The following is a 19,012-nucleotide window of genomic DNA, read 5'->3' as shown; positions in this document are numbered from 1 at the left end:
GTAGTGAGTTCAGTGCTTGTCTTCAGGGAGTTCCAGAGCCACTTCCAGCCCCCCTTCTGGATAGTTTCTCAACTTCAGATAACCACCATGAATATTAACCAGATGGCGGGCAGTGATCAGCCCAAGACCATTTCCGTCTGGGTTGCAGGACTTGCCATGCTCGAGCCTGAAGTAAGGTTTGAAGACTTCTTCTTCCATGCCTTCTGGCAATCCGGGACCTTTATCCCGAATGCGGATATCAATACAGCCTTTTACTGAGATGAGATAGACATGAGCCTGCTGCCCATATTGCACAGCATTGCCAATCAGGTTTTCCAGACAGCGACGCATGGCCAGAGGCTTGCCGTTAATGACAGCCGGACTGTTGTCGGTAAAGACCTGAACTTGCTGACCCACTGAGCAAGCCGATTGTGCGATATCATCAAGCAGGTTTTTCAGGCTGATTTTTTCCGGGTTTTCATGGATATCGGTATCACTGAGAATCTGTAAAGCGCTTTTAACCATCATCTCCAAATGGTTCAGATCCTGGTTGAAAGCGTCCCTTTCTTCGTCATTATCCAGCAGTTCTGTACGAAGTCTCAGGCGAGTGATAGGGGTTTTTAAATCATGGGATATTCCGGAAAAAAGCTGTTTTCTGTCGTTCATATAATGCTGAATATTTTTCTGCATATGATTGAATGCCCGAGCCGTTGTTTCATATTCACGACATCCGGCTTCTGATACCGGAACGGGCTCCAGGTTGCGACCAAATGTCTGGGCGGCCATGGATAGTTTTTTAAAAGGTCGGGTCATCTTCTGAATGAGCAGGCTGGCAATAAACATCAGAATCAGCATCCAGGCCATGTAAGAGGCCTTTAGTGGTTCTGAGAGTTGTTCATTATTCATTAATGAAGAGTCTGGCATTAAGGTAGCAAGGTAGAGCCATTCACCCTCCCCTACCGCTATCTGAATTACCAGCACAGGTAAAGCTAATGGCTTGACCATAAGGCTTTCCTGTCCCCAACTGTCTGGCAAGTCTTTCAGAAGCGTATCGTTATTGAACACTCTGAGTGTTTCAGGGCTGGAAAACGCTATCTGAATTTTGCCATGAGTTGTGACGTTGTCTTCCAGGGTTTGTCGAAACACATCAAGTACAATCTGATGCGACGCTGTATTCTGAAAAGGTTCAATGTGGATGAATTCACGATTGAGCGTTACAAAGTAGCGGGTGCCTCCCATGTCTCTGAGCTGGTTCAAGATCACGTGACGATAACGGGTGGGCAGTGAGCTGAAATATTCCACTGTGGCAGAGACTCTGAGTGCCATATTCATGGCAACATCCCTGATGGCCTGATCCTGATCGTTTCGAGACTGGGTTTCCCATAAGTTGTTGACGATCACCTGGGTTGCAAGAATGAGCGCTACCATGACCAGGAAAAAGCGACCTGGCAGAGATCTGGGCGTGAAACGATGCAAAAATCTGCTGAAAGAGTTAACGCTCACGGGTGAACAGTTTGGGTTTGGTTGGAGTGAGAGACTTCGGTGGCCATCAAGTAGCCGCTGCCTCTGACTGTTTTGATGATCTCGGGGTTGCGGGCATTTTCCCCCAGACAATGTCTCAGCCGGCTGATGTGGACATCAATAAATCGATCCAGAGGGGCTGAGTCCCGCTTTCGGGTGCTTTCAGCAATGGCATCTCGACTCAGAACCTGTCCCGGATGACTGAGAAATAACATAAGAAGGTTATAGTCGGCTCCAGACAGAGACTGAGCATGACCCTCCGGAGACGTCAGTTCCCGGGTGGTCGTATCCAGACAGAAATGATTGAAATAGAAATAGCGTCCTGAATCCAGGGGTTCTGCCAGCGGTTCGCTGCGACGGTAAATGGCTTTGATGCGTGCCAGAAGTTCTCTTGGGTTAAAAGGCTTGGCCAGATAGTCATCGGCGCCCAGCTCCAGTCCGACGATACGATCCATTTCATCAGAGACAGCGGTCAGCATAATGACGGGGACTCTGGAAAAGGTTCTCAATTCCCTGCACACAGCAAAGCCGTCCATACCTGGCATCATAATGTCCAGAATGACCATAGCGTGACGGGTCACGTCAGCAGGCATTGAGCGAAACAGTTCCAGGAAACGCTCTCCGTCAGGGGCTGTTTCAACGCAAAAACCATTTTTCTTCAGATAATTCGCCAGCAAATCGCGTATGGCGTCATCGTCATCAACGATAAAAATCGGGTGTGATGAGGTCATGGCTGTCCAGAAATAAGAGCGACCGTGCATTATAGAGTGAGTATTGAGCAAGCCTATTGATCTGACGCAATCAAATGAATTGTCGATAAAATAATCAATAAGGGTGTGAGGATGTATCATATCTTTTCGATGATGAAAAAATGTCTTTTTGGACCATGGTCCGGCTTGGGTAAAACGCTTTACACTGCGGTCTTTGATGCGGTTGTACCGGGCTTGTTTGGACTCTGGTCGTAAAGTACACTGTAGTGTCGGCAAACTGGCTGTTTTAGCCATGGGAATCGAAGTGCTCTTTCCATTATTTTATTAATTGGAAAGAGCATTTCCACAGTGAACAAATTTGAGAGGTGAACAGTGGCTCGAGTAACCGTAGAAGACTGTCTGGACAATGTTGATAACCGTTTTGAACTGGTGATGGTGGCTTCCAAGCGCGCTCGCCAGCTGGCTATTGGCGGTAAGGATTCCAAGCTGGAGTGGGAAAATGACAAACCCACCGTTCTGGCTCTGCGTGAGATTGCAGAAGGTCTGGTGACCTCTCTGACAGTAGAAGAGAAAGTAGTAGACGAAGACGAAGCAGCCATGTTCCTGGCTGGAGTTGAGGGTTAATACCTCCAGACGTTTCCCGGAGAAGTTCTGGATGGCCGGATTGCTGCACAGAAGGAGCGGGCTTTGCTAACTATTGAAGAGTTTGCCGGCCGCTTGAAGTCCTACCTGAATCCCGAACAAGTGAATCTTGTTCGTAGGGCTTACTATTACGCTGAACAGGCACACGATGGTCAGACCAGGCGTAGTGGTGAGCCTTATATTACCCACCCGCTTGAGGTGGCTGCGATTCTTGCAGACATGCACATGGACCATCACAGCCTGATGGCAGCCATGCTGCATGATGTTATTGAAGATACCGGTATTGAAAAATCTGCCATTCACGAGCAATTCGGTGAAGTGGTAGCCGACCTGGTAGACGGGGTCAGCAAACTGACGCATATGCAGTTTGAGAACAAGACTCTGGCCCAGGCAGAAAACTTCCAGAAAATGGCCCTGGCCATGGCTCGGGATATTCGAGTCATTCTGGTCAAGCTGTCTGACCGACTCCATAACATGCGTACCCTGGGTGTGCTGAGACCCGACAAGCGTCGTCGGATCGCCAGAGAAACCCTGGATATTTATGTGCCGATTGCCAATCGTCTGGGTATGCACAATCTACGGATTGAGCTGGAGGATCTTGGCTTTCAGGCCATGTATCCGATGCGATCCCGAATGATACGTCAGGCGGTTAAAGAAGCACGGGGTAATCGCAAGGATCTGGTGGGTCAGGTTCAGAGAGCCATTGCTGCCCGTCTCGAAGAAGTAGGCCTGATAGGTCGGGTCGTTGGACGAGAAAAGCACCTCTACAGTATCTATCGAAAGATGCGTAACCAGAGCAAGTCCTTTGCCGAAATCATGGACATGTTCGCTTTTCGTATCATCGTCGATAGCGCTGACTCCTGCTACCGTGCCCTGGGCATGGTTCACAATCTCTACAAGCCTATTCCCGGGCGCTTCAAAGACTATATCGCTATCCCCAAGGCCAACGGCTATCAGTCGCTTCATACCAGTCTTTTTGGTATGCACGGTGTGCCCATTGAGATCCAGATCCGTACCCAGGAAATGGAAGATATGGCCAATAACGGCATTGCCGCGCACTGGCTCTATAAGTCCGGCGATGAGGCGCTGTCCGGTAGTCATGCTCGTACACGACAGTGGCTGAAAGGTGTGCTGGAGCTGCAGAAAAATGCTGGCGATTCACTGGAGTTCATAGAGAACGTCAAAATCGACCTGTTCCCGGATGAAGTCTATGTCTTTACACCCAAAGGGCATATTCTCGAGTTGCCAAAAGGAGCTACTCCTGTTGATTTTGCCTACACAGTTCATACGGATGTGGGCAATACTTGCGTAGCCTGTCGTATTGATCGCCGTCTGGCTTCCCTGAGTCAGCCACTGCAAAGTGGGCAAACGGTAGAAGTCGTCACCGCGCCGGGTGCCAGGCCCAATGTTGCCTGGCTGAATTTTGTTGTGACCGGTAAAGCCCGCTCTAATATACGTCACTTCCTCAAAAATCAGCGTCGCAATGAGTCTATAGCGCTGGGTCGTCGTCTGCTGAACAAGGCTCTGGTGAGCTTTGAGACTCATCTTGATGATATGGACGACCAGGTCCTGAAAGATCAGGTTGAAGCGCTGAAATTCGATATACTGGATGATCTGCTGGAAGATATTGGTCTGGGTAACCGAATGGCTTACGTCGTGGCACGTATGCTGATGGAGCCAGGCAGTGCCGAAGCAGAGAAAACCCAGATTGATACCTCTGATTCTGAGAAGCCTTTGTCGATTCGTGGTACAGAAGGCATGGTGATCAGTTTTGCCAAATGCTGCTACCCCATTCCGGGTGATCCGGTGGTGGGTCATGTCAGTTCAGGTCGTGGCATTGTGATTCATACGGAAAGTTGCAAGAACATTGCTGATATTCGTCACAGTCCGGAAAAAGTGCTGGAAGTAGATTGGGATAAAGATGTTTCCGGCGAATTCACGGTCGAACTGCTAGTAGAACTGGAGCATCATCGTGGCATGATTGCTTCGCTGGCGACCAGTGTCACGGCTGTAGAAGGCAATATCGAAAAAATCAGTATGGAAGAGCGTGATGCCAGTTTCTGTATGGTTCAGCTGGTAATCAAAGTTAAAGATCGTCTCCATCTGGCTCGTATTATCAAACGCCTTCGTGTGATCAAGGGCGTTCACTCCATTAACCGTCGCAGAGAAGCCTAAAAGCTCGCGAATGGTTCCATCTGGCCGGTCTCAGGATTGATACCCTGAAACACTGGCATCTGTATAGCGCCCAGCATACTTAGTACTGCCATCAGGTTTGGTGGCTGTACTGCTATGTTTGGCTGTTGTGGCTGCATATCAATAACGAAGTTAGTGGGAAGTAGAAAACCGATTGGAAGCGATACCAGTATTTCTCCTGGTGCATTCAGTGACAGGGTGATCTGAATACTGACCCATAGGCCATTCTGGTTCAGACCTTGCAGAGTCAGGTAAACAGAGCCTTGATGAGCAAAAACCTGATGAATAGAAAGGTGCTGGTTGAACTGGGGGATGTTCTGACTATGAACGAGAGCCAGGGTGGAAAGGGCTGCAGGAATATGAGGTAGGATCATGCCGACCCCGTGCAGGTGGGCATTCTGAATCTGATTCAGCAGATGAAAGGGGATATGAGCTGTTTGTAGCTGACCTTGAATGGGCTGAACATTAATCTGCACAGCTTGCTGGTGAGTGTTACTGAGAGTAAATGTCACCTCGGCCGCTCTTGCACCAACAGGTAGGCGAACGGTAGAGGCGTTGTTTATTTCACCAAGGGGGGTTGATAATGCATGGCTGTATTGCAGACAGAATACAGTGAGCAAGACCCCGAAGTGTTGGATCGAGCGCCAAACCATTTTTGAATGCTTCTTGTGATTCGTTGGTTCAGTATGAACGAAAATTTCAAGGAGACTTGAAAAATACGTGTTGTCCTTTACTATTTGGCTCTTTTCTGTTGAGAAGTGAGCGCATAATGAGTAACAGACAGGCCATAAACACTGAGAATGCGCCTCAGGCCATTGGGACCTATTCTCAGGCGGTTAAGGCGGGAACGACGGTTTATGTTTCTGGCCAGATTCCCCTGATTCCAGAAACCATGGAGCTGGAGCAAGGAGACTTCAAAGCGCAAACCCGACGCTGCTTTGAAAACCTGAAAGCGATTGCTGAAGCAGCAGGCGGAGAACTTCAGGATGCCGCGAAAGTGGGTATTTTTCTGACCGACCTCAGCAACTTTAATGCGGTTAATGAGGTGATGGCCGAATATTTTACCCAGCCCTACCCAGCCCGTGCTGCCATTGGCGTGAAAGAACTGCCAAAGGGGGTGCCAGTTGAGGTTGATGCCATTCTGGAACTGAAATAATGTCTCAATGGATTTCCTGAGCTTACTCCCAGGGAATATCTCGATAAGTGTTGGGGTATTTTTTTCTGTGCTGGCTGCTTTTGGTCGCAGTTAAAAATATCTCAGCCGCTGGTGGGCTGATTTGAGCCATGCGCGCCAGCCTTCTTAGCTGAATGGCTGATATTTCTCTTCTTGCTTCCAATGAAAGTCTGCCTGTTTGCATGGTTTCCATTTTTCTGGCGGCATACCATCGCTGTCTCACGGACGGTAGTGCCAGCTCTTCCTTCAGCTGTCGAGCAATAACTCTGGCCTGATACTGGTAAAGAATGAAGGGAATGCCAAAGATTTCCATACCTGTGACCGAAAGCTCAGGGAATGCCGGATGGAAAAGATTCATATAAAGAGGTGCAACAGAAAGCTGGTTACCCGACAGAAACGTGTCCCGTAACGATGTAAGAATACTGTCTTCTACCCGGTAACCTGTGCAGAGTATTAATACCTCAATGTTATCGAGCTTTTCCCCGTCTTCCAGTATTAGGGTATTTTTCTGGCATTTCACAATATCGCGGTGTCGGGTAATGTTGTTTCCTGCTCCATAAAAGCCCTCTTCTGCGACGAGATGCTCCCGGCTGCCTTGATGGGCACATAGATAGACTCTGCTGGCCACGGCGCTTATTTCACGGCTGATATCTTCTCCTGATGGACCCGTACCCATCACCGCGACTCTTTTGTTCCGGTAGTATTCTGGCTTCCGGTAAGAAACACTGTGCTCCAGTTTTCCTGAAAAATCAGCAAGGTTCAGACTGCCGGGAATAGAGGGTGTGCTATAGCGGCCATTGCAGAATACCACTCCCGAAAAGACTTCATGGTTTTCAGGCTCAGTGAGAACCTTCCAGTGTCGTTGATTCTGAGAGGGTTTATCTTGTTTAAGGCCGGTTAACCGATGTTGAAAGCGGATCCTTTCAATCAGGTTCGATTTTTTGGCAAAGCTTTCCAGATAATTGCAGACTTGCTCTCGACTGGGGTAAACAGGGGTATCTACAGGGTATGGGAACCCCCAGATCTCCATGACAGATTTAGGGAAGTTGGTTTTCAGGGAGGGGAATGCAGCACTGTAGACGTGCGACAGGCCATCTCTCACATCCGGAATTTCAGTGAGACTTTGCAGTGCCCATGAGCCTCCCAGACACTCCCTGCGCTCGAAAATAATAACATCAACCCCCGATTCTACTAGAACCTGGGCTGTTATCAGGCCTGCGGGCCCGGCACCAATCACGGCAATTTTTTTTCTAGAGGACATAACCTGTCTCTTTAAATCCGCTTCGAAACAGGATAGACGCTTTGGAAGGAAAAGCGCCGGAAGCGATGGCTTCCGGCTTCACAGATTAGCGATTCTGATATTGTTTTAGAGTCAGACCGTAGAGTACACGGTCTTCTTCTGGTGAATAATAACTGTCCTGATGCCCTTCTTTGACCATGCCTGATTTAATCATGACTTGCTCCGAACCCTTGTTGTTGGCGTAGCAGTCGGCAGTGACTTTATGAGCGCCCAGTTCTTCAAAAGCATATTGGATGAGTCGTTGGCACCCTTGAGTAGCCAGTCCCTTTCCCCACACGTTGCGAGGCAACTGGAAGCCCACTTCATAGACACCGGTTGTCATGAATGCGGGAGCCAGGCCCAGCATTCCCGCAAATGAACCTGAATCCGCGTCCCTGATCACCAGAGTCATACTGGGTTCTGTTCCTTTTGCGAGCGCCGCCTCATTCTGTTTGGCAATAGGAGCAAAGTAGTCCCGGTAGACGCTTTCAGGTGCTGGCGCAAATGGCAGATATCGAGTCACCTGTTCGTCCTCAAGCATACAGATAATGTCGTCAATATCTGAGGATAACAGCAAGCTGACGACATAGTGTTCCTGCAATGGCAGGGCGCAGTTGTTTAGTAATTTCTTTTTCATGGAGAGACTTATTCCCAATTCTGTTTCAGGCGTTTAGAGCTTTTGGCTACGGACTTGATATGCCGTGTATATGCCTTGTTCTGAGATCGTTTTTCTGCCAGTGAGGCACTGTTCATAGCCTGCTCTCTCAGAAGCTTTCGATAACTATCAAGCCTTCTCTGGTCGATTTTTCCGGTCAGAATGGCCGCCTTTACCGCGCAACCGGGTTCTGACTGATGCTGACAATCATGAAACTGACACTGCTCTGATAACTCAGTGATTTCTGCAAAAGTGGCTTCCACTCCTGACTCGCAATGTGCCAGCTGAACTTCTCTCATTCCAGGTGTGTCCAGTAACAGAGCACCCGCGCTGGTTAAATGCAGAGATCGGCCGGTTGTCGTATGTCGTCCCTTGCTGTCATCTTCCCGAATATTGCCAGTGACTTGTTGTGATTGACCTAATAGACCGTTCACCAGGGTTGATTTACCCACACCCGATGACCCGATCAGAGCAACTGTTCGTCCAGGGCTGCACCATGGATGCAGGATTGAAAGGCTTTCTGAATCCAGCGAATTGACGCCCAAAATCTGTAAAGTACTGTCGATACTCCTGACCTGATCAATGAAGTGTTCAGCGTCAGGGCAAAGGTCCTGCTTGGTGAGTACGATGACAGGCTCTACTTCAGCCTCGGCTACCAGAGCCAGGTAACGCTCTATTCGATTCAGGTTAAAGTCCTGATTCATGGAACAGACAATAAACGCCGTATCCAGATTTGCGGCAATCAACTGTTCAGAGACTTTGCTGCCTGCGGCTTTTCTTGAAAACAGCGACTGTCTTTCCAAAAGACGTTGGAAACCGTTATTTTCTATGAGTATCCAGTCGCCCACTGCCAAGGAAGGCATACTGGGAATGACTGGAATAACTATGGTCTGACCATCAATAGCAACATCCAGATTGCTGCGGTGAACAGCTATTATCCGTGCAGGTTGACTGGATTCCCATTCTTCAAACGTCAGCTGTTGTCGAAAGAATGGGCGCCATCCCAATTCAGACAGGGAAAAAATAATAGACACAAGAACCCCTGACGTCTAATGACGTCATGAAGATGTTTCTTCATGGGGCGTGCCCGGTTGTTGCATGAAGTATCGAGCTTATGGCTCTGCAACTTGCGGACAATTGGCCCCGGTTAAAAACCGGGCAGAAGGATAGAATTCAGCGGCTCAGGCGCTGACTGCCCGGAAGGCGTTTACTACAATCATGAAGTCCCCTCCAGTGGTATCAAAAATATTAATACCCAGACTCTATCAGATGAATTTTCTCTGCTCAATCAGGAGTTTTATCGAGTACGTGTTCGTAAATTGTGTCACAGAGCAAGTGAGTATTCAGGTTACGTTTTGTTAGTTCTAAAGACTGTTGTCCTTTTTGTACGACATTAATCCAATGATCAATCATGTCATGAAAGCCCTTGGATTTGAGCATAGGGGTCCAGTCAGGCAGGTGTAAGGCCTTTTCTTCATTGTTTTGCCATTGGATGCCTGACAGAAAAGAGTCGAAACGAAAAGAGGTGTTCAGATAGTCAGCATGAATCATTTCGCGAGTCTTTCCGGCTGAACGATTCATAGAAGCCTGGTAGAGGACTTCATCAGACTGCCATTGAATATCCAGTCGTGACAGATGATCGCCAGTTCTCTGAAAATGGATAGACAGGTCTTCTGGAGAAGTATTGCCCTGCAGGTTGATACTATCCAGAGCATGGATGAAATCATCAAAAATAAACGTTTTAGGTTCTCCTGACAGGTTGTGTCGATGTTTTTCCCAACGCAAGGCCATCAGTGGCTTATCTTGGTCAAGGTGTTGCTTCAGCAAAGGGAGATACCGACGATTGAACCCTAAAAACAGAGGTTGACTCTTTTTGGCTGAGAGCTCATAAAGCGCTTCACATTGGCTGTAACAATCCGATAGGGGTTTATCGACAAACACGGGTAAGCCTGTGTTCAAAAAGAATCGGGTAATCTCGAAGTGAGAATGGGTAGAGCTATGAATCATTACCGCATCAATGCCCATCTTGGGGAGTGATCGATAATTTGAGCAGGTTTCAGAGATTCGGTATTGCTTTGCCAGATGATTGAGGATTTCGGCATTTCTTGTGCAGAAAACCAGTTCCAGGTCTGCTCTCTGAGTTAAAACCGGCAGATAGGCTTTCTGGGCAATGCTGCCCAGACCGATAACCGCTATTTTCATGTTCGTTTAACAATGACTATTCAGAAGAGGTTGAGCTTATCAGTTCTGCGTAGCCAGCTTTATAGTTCGGGAACCTGAAAGTGTAACCTGTATCAATGATTCGTTGATTACTGCAACGTTTACTGCCTCTTTGAGGCGCGGGGTGGCTGTCATTCAGCTCTACATTGAGTTGGTCTGCCAGCCAGTGCAGTACTTCGTACATAGGAGCGGGTTCGTGGTCAACACCCAGATAGAGGGAATCAACGGGAAGCTTTTGTTCATCACGTTGAATCAGATGAGCCAGTATTCCGGAGCAGTCATCCCGGTGTATGCGGTTGCCATAGATGACAGGTTCTGTACCACAACCTTCACCAGCTTTGACTCGGGTAATCATCCGGTTTCTTCCGGGGCCGTAAATCCCTCCAAAACGCACGACAGTCGCAGGGAAAGGACTGTTGATCAAAACGGCTTCTGATTCCAGCATGATCTTCCCAGAGTAACGGCTTGGGTGGGTGGGCGAAGTTTCATCGACCCACTCTCCATCATTTTGGTGATAGCAGCTGGTACTGGAAGTGAAGAGTACTCGTTCTGGTCTACGCCCTTCGGCTTGCAGGCGGGAAAGAATATTGGAAAGTCCTCTTAAGTAAGCTTTATGGTAATTGTCTTCACCGGGTCCGTCGGAGGCGGCAGCATAAACGACATAGTCAATTTGACTGGGCCAGTGGCCAAGTTGCTCTGGATTAGACAGGTCTCCCTGAACGGGATGAACGCCTTTTGGTAAATGCTCGATATTTCTGCGTAATCCCCAGACCGAGTATTTGTCTGTGTCCAGTAGCTGTTGTGCCAGCTCACAGCCGACATCACCACAGCCGGCGATCAATACATTCTTCTTGTTCATAGCGGACCTGCCATTTTTCAGGGATAAAAAAAGGACACCCGAGAGTGTCCTTTATTCTTCAGAAAATGCAAGCGTCAAGAATATTGGCTAGCCTCATGCGTCAAGAGGATGCTTTTTTAACAATTGACCCAGAGAGTGGAATAATTTGGCAGCATCTTCTTCGCTGGCAAGATCGCTGTCTGGATTGAGAAAGTCTTTACAGTGTCTTTCTACAAGGCTCATGTTTACTGGTGAATCATAAGATTCACATGCAGAAAGTTGTTCTGCAAAGGAGATACCTGTGTCGTTTTCCAAAATCTGTAAGTCGTCAAACGTCATATAACGCCCGTCAAATATACGGCTAAGCTTCGCCTGATAAAAGCTATGAATTCCAACAAACTCACCTTTGTCGTCAATAAGAAGATTGTCATCACCGGCCTCAATCACACCGGTATCAACGAGCTTCATCATCAGGTCAAAATTCTTTGGTGTCAGGCCAGTGTTGAACATGTCCCTGACCAGATGATCTTTCAGGTCATACTTTGCCTGTAGATTTTGGTCTGTTGGTCTCATGCGATAGAGTTGGCAGCCCAGCATATCGCTGATCAACATTTTCAACATAGAGAGCTCTGACTTTATTATTTCCATATAAGTTTGGACATGACGGCCATTAGGAGTCCGGGTAGGGCTGGTTAATTCTATATCCTTGGTCATGGAGTCTAATGCAGGTTCAGGTATATATTGGCTACCCCTGTATTTTTTGGTGATCTGAATCGATTTATGCTGCAGGTCAGTTATTTTCTTCAGTGTGAGCATTCGATCCTGTTCAGTTTCAGGTGTTGTTGCTTTTAGGTGCTCTTCCAAGTTTTGTATGCACTGAAAGTAGCCTTCACGTAATGCTTTTATCTCCGTTTCCAGTTCAAAAAATTCCTTTATTTTACTTGGGCGTAAGGAGATGCTGGGGAGTCTGTCAACTTCTACACTGACTTGATACGTTTTTACTTCTTCTAAAGTCTTATCCAGCTTTGCTCGCCATTTTGCGACATATTGGGTTTGGTATTCAGCCATTTGCGCTTGTGTTTCAGGACTGATCTGGTCCATTTGAACCGGATTATTGATCATCTCAGAAACTTTTGTAAGTGCTTGGGCCTTTAACCTGGAAAAATGACTCACAGATGGTGAGCAATTGGCCAGCATGGACAGTTTGTTGGTTAACTTAGCAGACTCAGAGCTTGAATTTCTTCCTGGCCTGGGTAGTGGACCTTTACTCCAAATTTCTTCTCCTTTATCCAGTTCCTTTTTAAAGCTATCCAGTACAAGATTATCTCGCAGCTGAGTACTCACTTTTTCGTGGTCCATGTTGGTCACATACAGCTGTTTACCAACAGTGACGCAGTGCATTTCAGGAGCTGAGTATGGAGAGCTTGTGGCCTGCATGATCTCCGAGTCTAAATCTTCTGATAACTGGGATGCTTGTTTTGAATGCGCTATCAAAGAGCTCTCTGGTGAGTGAGATCCGGTTGATGTGCTGCAAACACTACTGCTTGAAGCAGTAGTACTGCTGCGAAGAGAAAATGGAACAAGCGACCCCAAGTGTTGATCGCCATCAGAATGTTGCCTGGCGTGAAACGATTCTGGTGGAGGAGACAGTTGATAAGGAGTAGTACTTGATACACTACGGAGTACTTTGGGGGCAGGTGTGGAGGCGCCTGGCGAATTTGATTGCAAATCGTGCTGAAAACTTGGATTGCTGATGTCATGGCTACTGAAATAAAGCCTCTTCATAGGTTGTTTAAGAGCGTCGGAGGTTTTGGCAAACTCTCTATGGGCTTGGGTATTATCATCCTTTGGCGAAGCTGCAGCGCTCTTGCGTCGGCTTTCCAGCTTTCTCTTATCTGTTGTTAAGTCAAAGTCACAGTGACATCCTACAGGACTCCAAAGGTCTCCATCTCTTTCCATTCGGACAGAAAACTTCAATAAGATATGAGCTTTGTGAGTTTTATTGGTTGTGGCACCTTGCTTTTGATACTGATCGTAAAAGGCGCTTGCGGTGACTTCGACAGTGTCTTCGTCCAGTATATTCAGAACCAGTTTATGCCCTTCGTCTCCTTTACCTTTTTTGGTGGGGAATACTTTAAAATGGGTAGGCATTGCCATAAACGGCTCATTCAGGGCATCCTGGCAAACCAGTTTTGGTAACGCATTTTGAAAGCCTGGAGCCAGTTTTTGTACCCAGTAATCTACAGCTGTAGCTATATCTTGTTTTCTGTTTTCATTCATTTCACCTTGTTTGGTGAGGTTTGTCTCTTCAGATATTTCTTTATCGAGGTAACTTCTATGAACAGCGGTAGAGTAAAGTTCTATTTGGCAATCTTTACCTAGATCAATACAAATAACCATATCTGTACGCTCAAGGTCTCCAACCATTTTTCGCAGGTTATTAGCCGCCTCTTCCCTATCAGTATTAAGCTGTGTTGACAAGCTGCTAGTAATGGATTCAATACCAATCAGGTCGTCTCTTTGCTGATCGGTGAGTTGAATCTCCTCTCCGTCTCTTTTAAATACAAAAGTAACTGGGTAACAGTATTCTCCAGCATTAGCCTCTGGGTTTGGCCGAACAGCCAGGCATGGAGAACTGGAAGGAGAGGAAGAGTGGTTTTTAATCCATTGACGAAGCAGTTCCAGAATAATGTTTGGTTCGTGCTTGGATAACATTTGGGAGGCTAGCTTCGCTCCGGATGTTGTTCCGGATGTTGTTCCGGATGTTGTTCCAGATGTTGTTCCAGATGTTGTTCCAGATGTTGATTGTGAGCTCTCGGCGTTTTCAGACAGCAAGTTGCTCCAGCTTTTTGCTCTGCGTTTTAGTGTATCGCTCTGCATTGGTGACGCAGTTAATGAGCTTTTTACTGAATCTTCGACGATTTCAATTGATTTAGAAAGATGAACCCTGGCATCAAGTGCCTGCTTTGTTGTTCCTTCACATAGGCACTCAAGAATCATTTGATCAGGAAAACCATAGTCCTGTTTGGGAGGGGGTGAATGTTTTCCTTGATCAGAAACATCTTCTTCAAAATCGGATGAAGGGTATTTAAATGATGAGTCTACTGTGGGTGTGAGAAGGTCGCTGCTTTCAGAGTTTTGTAATCTGATACGAGGAATAGTTTCAGTACTGTTTACGCGTTTGAGATTCAGCTTTCCGCTATTTTCCGAAGCTGATGCTGCAGGCATTGAGTTTGGTGAATGCCTCTGAGTTGTTGCTGTATAATCATGAGGTTTTTCCATATTCATTGTCAGAATTCCTTTTGCGTTGTGTATCCGTATGATGCCTCCTTGGACAATTAAGGTAGATGATGAGTTCCTTATATTTTGGGTAATACAATGAGAAAACAGTGTTGAGCTGACATTTAGCAGAAATTGATTAATAATAACTGTTTAAATTTACAGTATCTGGTTGTTTCCAGGCAGGCTCTTACCATTATGACTCTCACAGAATTACGCTATATCGTGACTCTTGCTCAGGAGCAGCACTTTGGGCGTGCTGCTGCCAAATGCTTTGTCAGTCAGCCCACGCTCAGTGTGGGGGTGAAAAAGCTGGAAGATGAGCTTGGGGTGGCCTTGTTTGAGCGATCGCGGAATTCGGTGCGGGTAACACCGATGGGTGAAAAGGTGATCAGCCAGGCTCAAAAAGTTCTTGAAGAAGTGTCGGGCATCAAACAGATTGCCAAGGCAGGGCGCGATCAGTTGACCACGCCTCTGAGAGTCGGAGCCATTTATACAATTGGCCCTTATTTGTTTCCACACCTTGTGCCCCAGCTGGCGCAAGTAGCACCCAACATGCCATTGTACATAGAAGAAAACTTTACAGCGGTGTTGCGTAAAAAGCTGAGAATGGGCGAGCTGGACGCCATTATTATCGCACTGCCGTTTACCGAACCTGATGTGTTAACTCTGCCTTTATACGATGAGCCTTTCAGAGTTTTATTGCCGGGTGGGCATAACTGGGAGTCAAAAAAGGATATAGATCCTGCTGAACTGGTGAACGAAGAGTTATTGCTTCTGGGTGAAGGCCACTGTTTCAGGGATCAGGTGCTGGAAGCCTGCCCTCTTCTGGCTCAGAAAGATGATGCGGGTGGTGACGATGGTGGAGGGATAGAAGCCTCTTCTCTGGAAACCATCCGGCATATGGTAGCTTCAGGAATGGGGATCAGCGTTCTGCCTGAGTCCGCCCTGGTCGACAGTCACTATGCGCCTAATGTTTTGTCATCCAAGCCTTTTCGGTCGCCAGCACCGAGTCGAACGGTTGCCCTGGCCTGGCGTGCCAGTTTCCCAAGACCCAAGGCAATAGATGCATTGTCCAGTGCTCTCAGGCTATGCTCTGTAGCTGAAGCTTCCTAGGAGGCTGACCGAGAATAGCGTCCGAGCATAAAATTCAGTAGAACGAGTCAGCTTTTTCACTGAATTTGTGCGAATAGTTGACCTATTTAAGCAAATTCAGTGGAAAAGATGGCCGTTCTTTCTGGATTTTAGGCCGGGCTGTCTATTCTCGGTCAGCCTCCTAGTGCAGCCAAGTGTTATGCCCCTATACCATTCGCACAGAGCCAGTCGAAGATCATTTACAGCATCCTTCGACAAGCTCAGGATGAACGGAGCAGGTATGAGCATAAGTCCGACAGGCTCCTGGGTGGACAAAACGAATAAAAAGCCAATGGCCGTATATTGAGGTGATATGGTGAAGCCCTTGCATGAAATTCCTGTGACGGCACTGAAAGGTGTCGGGGCTGCACTTGCCGAAAAGTTAGCAAAAATTCATATTCATAACCTGCAAGACCTGCTGTTTCATCTGCCACTAAGGTATCAGGATCGTACCCGTATCACGCCGATAGCTTCTATCCATTCGGAAGGGGATTATGTCATTCAGGGTTCCGTTGTGGCGTCTGATGTCTTGATGGGTAAACGACGGAGTCTGCTTTGTCGTATCAGCGACGGTACAGGCTCTATTGGGCTCAGGTTCTATCATTTTTCCAGTGCCCAGAAAAATAGCCTCAAGCCGGGAACTGAGGTCCGGTGTTTTGGTGAGCCCCGACGGGGAGCCAGTGGTCTCGAAATTTATCACCCTGAGTATCGAGTGATTAAACCAGATGATGATCTGGATGTTGAAGAAACACTGACGCCTGTCTATCCGGCTACTGAAGGACTGACCCAGCAGAGAATCCGCAGTCTTTGTGAGCTGGCTCTGGAGCAGCTGAATCATCCTGACGCCCTGCAAGAGTGGCTGCCTGAAAGTGTCCGATGGAAATATCAGTTAGGATCTCTGGTGGAGGCTGTGGAGTTCCTGCACTCCCCTCCACCTGACGTGTCTGTTGAACTGCTTTCGGAAGGTCGCCATCCGGCACAAATACGATTGGCCTTTGAAGAACTTCTGGCTCACAACCTGAGCATGCAAAAACTGCGCAGTCTGATCCGTACGGTAAAAAGCTATGAAATGCCACCTAAGCAGACGCTGACCCGTGATTTTCGCAGTCAGTTACCCTTCTCCCTGACGGGGGCTCAGGAAAAAGTACTGGCTGAAATCAGTCAGGACATAATGCAGCCCGATCCCATGTTAAGACTGGTTCAGGGGGATGTCGGATCGGGTAAAACGGTGGTCGCCGCGCTGGCTGCGCTTCAGGCAGTAGAGAATGGCTATCAGGCTGCTGTTATGGCGCCTACGGAAATACTGGCCGAACAGCACGAGAAAAACTTTAAGAGCTGGCTGAAACCTTTGGGGATTTCTGTGGGTTATCTTTCAGGAAAAACCAAAGGGAAAAAGCGACAACAGGTTCTGGAAGAAATTGTTCAGGGCGATGCTGCGGTAGTAGTGGGAACCCATGCCCTTTTTCAAGAAGAGGTACAGTTCAAGAAGTTAGGTCTGGCTATTATCGATGAACAACATCGTTTTGGTGTTCATCAAAGAATGGCCTTGAGAAAGAAAGGCGAATTGAATGGGGGGCAACCTCATCAACTGATTATGACCGCAACACCTATTCCCCGAACGTTGGCTATGAGTGCTTACGCGGATTTGGATTGTTCTGTTATTGATGAATTACCCCCCGGTAGAACCCCTGTTAACACGGTTGTCATTGGCGATGATCGCCGTGAGCAGGTAATGAAGCGACTGCGATCAGCCTGTCTGGAAGGTCGGCAGGCGTATTGGGTGTGCACCTTAATCGAAGAGTCAGAAGTCCTCCAATGTCAGGCTGCTGAAGTAACGGCTGAACAGTTACGTGAGGCATTGCCCGAGCTTTCCATAGGCTTGGTCCATGGTCGTATGAAAGCGGCCGAAAAACTGGAAGTGATGGATGCTTTCAAGTCTGGACATATGCACCTGCTGGTGGCGACTACAGTGATAGAAGTGGGCGTGGATGTGCCCAATGCCAGTCTGATGATTATTGAGAATCCCGAACGTCTGGGTCTGGCTCAATTACACCAGTTAAGAGGGCGTGTGGGTCGGGGCAGTATAGCCAGTCATTGTCTTTTGATGTATCACGCCCCTCTTTCGCAGCAAAGCAGAGAACGATTACAGGTCATGCGGGATTCCAGTGATGGTTTTGTAATTGCAGAAAAAGATCTGGAATTACGGGGGCCGGGAGAAGTGTTGGGTACCCGGCAGACGGGGCTGGCCCAGTTCAAAGTAGCGGATCTTGAACGGGACGCCATTTTGCTGGATCAAGTCCGGGATGCTGGCCAAGTGGTGTTGAAAGAGGCTCCGGAAAGTGCAGAACCTTTAATTTTGAGGTGGCTGGGTCATGCTGAAAAATACGCTAATGTATGAGTTAAACCTTGCCTGACTGTCAGTAGAGACTTCCTGTGCTATAGAAATCAGTGTTCCCTTATTTGTGAAGTGAATATTATGAAGCTTTCTCGACGTGGTTTTCTTGCTGCGCTGACATCCTCTACATTTGTTTCGCAGTTTCCTTACACCTTCGCTCTCTCGGACGATGATAAACAGTCCAATAAAGATGGACGCTCTTTCCGCAATTACAAAGAAGCTCCAGAGCATGTTCGCAAGTTCTACAAAGAACATCATGAAAAGCAAACTTATGCTTTCGCAAGAGATCAGTTGGCGTTGTATCAGCCTTTGCAGCAGGGGGAAGAAACCGCCTGGGGAATGCTGGAACAGCTGGATAAAGTCGTGGACAACAGTGATCCCGATATTGATTTGTCACAGTTGCAACACTCCTATCAGGCTGCTGAAGCGATAAGACGTGATGGCTTACCCGAGTGGCTCCAGGTCGTTGGATTTATTCATGATATGGGGAAAGCTCTGGTTTTCTGGGGCGAACCTCAGTGGGCAGTCGTGGGAGATACCTTTCCAACAGGGTTGAGACATTCAGAACAGATTGTTTGTTTTGATTATTTAAAGACTAATCCAGACCTTAAAATTCCAGCAATGAATACCGAGTACGGTCTGTACCAGCCTGGTGTGGGTCTGGATAACGTGACCATGACCTGGGGGCACGATGAATACTTGTATCAGGTGTTGAAAAATCAATCCCGTCTGCCAGAAGAGGCTCTTTTTGTTATTCGTTATCACTCACTTTATCCACTTCATACTGCGAGAGAACCAAGATATCTCCAGTTGATGAACGACCAGGATCGTCAGAATATGAAGTGGGTAGAAATCTTTAATCAGTACGATTTATACAGTAAGTCGTCCGAGACTTATAAAGGTAAAAAGCCGCTTGAGAAACACTACAGGGAACTGGTAGCCCAGTATATCCCGGGAAAGATCCGCTGGTAATATTGAGTAATACGGGCTCAG

General features: G+C 47.5%; 16 protein-coding genes. 7 read left to right on the top strand and 9 right to left on the bottom strand.

What is annotated here, in order from left to right:
- Positions 1 to 9: 9 nt before the first annotated feature.
- On the bottom strand, positions 10 to 1,455 hold the full coding sequence (locus tag GZ78_RS07550; protein WP_034836059.1) for an ATP-binding protein: 1,446 nt from the start codon (positions 1,453 to 1,455) through the stop codon (positions 10 to 12).
- Positions 1,456 to 1,478: 23 nt separating this feature from the next.
- Entirely contained in the window at positions 1,479 to 2,231 is a 753-nt protein-coding gene (locus tag GZ78_RS07545; protein ID WP_034836056.1) for a response regulator, read from the bottom strand.
- A 351-nt stretch (positions 2,232 to 2,582) separates the two neighbouring features.
- Here GZ78_RS07545 and rpoZ point away from each other — a divergent pair, with 351 nt between their 5' ends.
- Both rpoZ and spoT read left to right on the top strand, forming a co-directional pair.
- Complete coding sequence (gene rpoZ / locus GZ78_RS07540) at positions 2,583 to 2,834, top strand: DNA-directed RNA polymerase subunit omega (protein ID WP_034834502.1); 252 nt, start codon at positions 2,583 to 2,585, stop codon at positions 2,832 to 2,834.
- Between the two features lie 63 nt (positions 2,835 to 2,897).
- Positions 2,898 to 5,027, top strand: coding sequence for a bifunctional GTP diphosphokinase/guanosine-3',5'-bis pyrophosphate 3'-pyrophosphohydrolase (gene spoT / locus GZ78_RS07535; protein WP_034834500.1), 2,130 nt, complete (start codon positions 2,898 to 2,900; stop codon positions 5,025 to 5,027).
- On the opposite strand, the gene GZ78_RS07530 is transcribed toward spoT, so the two are convergent.
- Positions 5,024 to 5,698, bottom strand: coding sequence for a hypothetical protein (locus tag GZ78_RS07530; protein WP_034834499.1), 675 nt, complete (start codon positions 5,696 to 5,698; stop codon positions 5,024 to 5,026). The genes spoT and GZ78_RS07530 overlap by 4 nt on opposite strands.
- A gap of 116 nt (positions 5,699 to 5,814) precedes the next feature.
- Here GZ78_RS07530 and GZ78_RS07525 point away from each other — a divergent pair, with 116 nt between their 5' ends.
- Positions 5,815 to 6,201, top strand: coding sequence for a RidA family protein (locus GZ78_RS07525; protein ID WP_034834497.1), 387 nt, complete (start codon positions 5,815 to 5,817; stop codon positions 6,199 to 6,201).
- Between the two features lie 22 nt (positions 6,202 to 6,223).
- Here GZ78_RS07525 and GZ78_RS07520 read toward each other — a convergent pair whose 3' ends face one another.
- The 6 genes from GZ78_RS07520 to GZ78_RS07495 all read right to left on the bottom strand — a co-directional run bounded on the left by GZ78_RS07520 (position 6,224) and on the right by GZ78_RS07495 (position 13,926).
- Positions 6,224 to 7,480 carry a flavin-containing monooxygenase gene (locus GZ78_RS07520; protein WP_034834495.1) on the bottom strand — a complete coding sequence of 419 codons (1,257 nt, stop codon included), beginning with the start codon at positions 7,478 to 7,480 and terminating at the stop codon, positions 6,224 to 6,226.
- Positions 7,481 to 7,565: 85 nt separating this feature from the next.
- A complete protein-coding gene (locus GZ78_RS07515) occupies positions 7,566 to 8,135 on the bottom strand; it encodes a GNAT family N-acetyltransferase (RefSeq protein WP_034834494.1) in 570 nt (189 codons plus the stop codon).
- A gap of 8 nt (positions 8,136 to 8,143) precedes the next feature.
- Positions 8,144 to 9,187, bottom strand: a complete 1,044-nt coding sequence (gene rsgA, locus GZ78_RS07510) for a ribosome small subunit-dependent GTPase A (protein ID WP_034834493.1) — start codon at positions 9,185 to 9,187, stop codon at positions 8,144 to 8,146.
- Between the two features lie 250 nt (positions 9,188 to 9,437).
- Positions 9,438 to 10,355 (bottom strand): Gfo/Idh/MocA family protein, encoded by a 918-nt coding sequence (locus GZ78_RS07505; protein WP_034834492.1) that lies wholly within the window; start codon positions 10,353 to 10,355, stop codon positions 9,438 to 9,440.
- A gap of 16 nt (positions 10,356 to 10,371) precedes the next feature.
- A complete protein-coding gene (locus GZ78_RS07500) occupies positions 10,372 to 11,232 on the bottom strand; it encodes an SDR family oxidoreductase (RefSeq protein ID WP_034834490.1) in 861 nt (286 codons plus the stop codon).
- Positions 11,233 to 11,325: 93 nt separating this feature from the next.
- Entirely contained in the window at positions 11,326 to 13,926 is a 2,601-nt protein-coding gene (locus tag GZ78_RS07495) for a hypothetical protein (RefSeq protein ID WP_161787335.1), read from the bottom strand.
- Between GZ78_RS07495 and GZ78_RS29370 the strand changes: the two genes are divergently transcribed.
- The 4 genes from GZ78_RS29370 (at position 13,916) to GZ78_RS07480 (ending at position 18,991) form a co-directional block, all read left to right on the top strand.
- Complete coding sequence (locus tag GZ78_RS29370; RefSeq protein ID WP_161787334.1) at positions 13,916 to 14,155, top strand: hypothetical protein; 240 nt, start codon at positions 13,916 to 13,918, stop codon at positions 14,153 to 14,155. The two genes, GZ78_RS07495 and GZ78_RS29370, sit on opposite strands and share 11 nt — an antisense overlap.
- Positions 14,156 to 14,688: 533 nt before the next feature.
- Positions 14,689 to 15,606 carry a hydrogen peroxide-inducible genes activator gene (locus tag GZ78_RS07490; protein WP_034834486.1) on the top strand — a complete coding sequence of 306 codons (918 nt, stop codon included), beginning with the start codon at positions 14,689 to 14,691 and terminating at the stop codon, positions 15,604 to 15,606.
- Positions 15,607 to 15,937: 331 nt separating this feature from the next.
- Positions 15,938 to 18,022, top strand: coding sequence for an ATP-dependent DNA helicase RecG (gene recG / locus GZ78_RS07485; protein WP_034834485.1), 2,085 nt, complete (start codon positions 15,938 to 15,940; stop codon positions 18,020 to 18,022).
- Positions 18,023 to 18,100: 78 nt separating this feature from the next.
- Entirely contained in the window at positions 18,101 to 18,991 is an 891-nt protein-coding gene (locus GZ78_RS07480) for an inositol oxygenase family protein (protein WP_051785932.1), read from the top strand.
- Positions 18,992 to 19,012: the final 21 nt, after the last annotated feature.

The sequence above is a fragment of the Endozoicomonas numazuensis genome, from assembly GCF_000722635.1.
In the GTDB taxonomy this organism is placed as follows: domain Bacteria; phylum Pseudomonadota; class Gammaproteobacteria; order Pseudomonadales; family Endozoicomonadaceae; genus Endozoicomonas_A; species Endozoicomonas_A numazuensis.
This window is presented reverse-complemented; position numbering and strand designations above follow the sequence as displayed.

Coding starts and splice junctions, on each gene's coding strand:
- GZ78_RS07525 (WP_034834497.1), top strand. CDS start 5,815: ATGAGTAACAGACAGGCCATAAACACTGAGAATGCGCCTCAGGCCATT.
- GZ78_RS07500 (WP_034834490.1), bottom strand. CDS start 11,232: ATGAACAAGAAGAATGTATTGATCGCCGGCTGTGGTGATGTCGGCTGT.
- GZ78_RS07480 (WP_051785932.1), top strand. CDS start 18,101: ATGAAGCTTTCTCGACGTGGTTTTCTTGCTGCGCTGACATCCTCTACA.
- GZ78_RS07530 (WP_034834499.1), bottom strand. CDS start 5,698: ATGGTTTGGCGCTCGATCCAACACTTCGGGGTCTTGCTCACTGTATTC.
- GZ78_RS07495 (WP_161787335.1), bottom strand. CDS start 13,926: ATGTTATCCAAGCACGAACCAAACATTATTCTGGAACTGCTTCGTCAA.
- GZ78_RS07515 (WP_034834494.1), bottom strand. CDS start 8,135: ATGAAAAAGAAATTACTAAACAACTGCGCCCTGCCATTGCAGGAACAC.
- GZ78_RS07545 (WP_034836056.1), bottom strand. CDS start 2,231: ATGACCTCATCACACCCGATTTTTATCGTTGATGACGATGACGCCATA.
- GZ78_RS07505 (WP_034834492.1), bottom strand. CDS start 10,355: ATGAAAATAGCGGTTATCGGTCTGGGCAGCATTGCCCAGAAAGCCTAT.
- recG (WP_034834485.1), top strand. CDS start 15,938: ATGGTGAAGCCCTTGCATGAAATTCCTGTGACGGCACTGAAAGGTGTC.
- GZ78_RS07490 (WP_034834486.1), top strand. CDS start 14,689: ATGACTCTCACAGAATTACGCTATATCGTGACTCTTGCTCAGGAGCAG.
- GZ78_RS07520 (WP_034834495.1), bottom strand. CDS start 7,480: ATGTCCTCTAGAAAAAAAATTGCCGTGATTGGTGCCGGGCCCGCAGGC.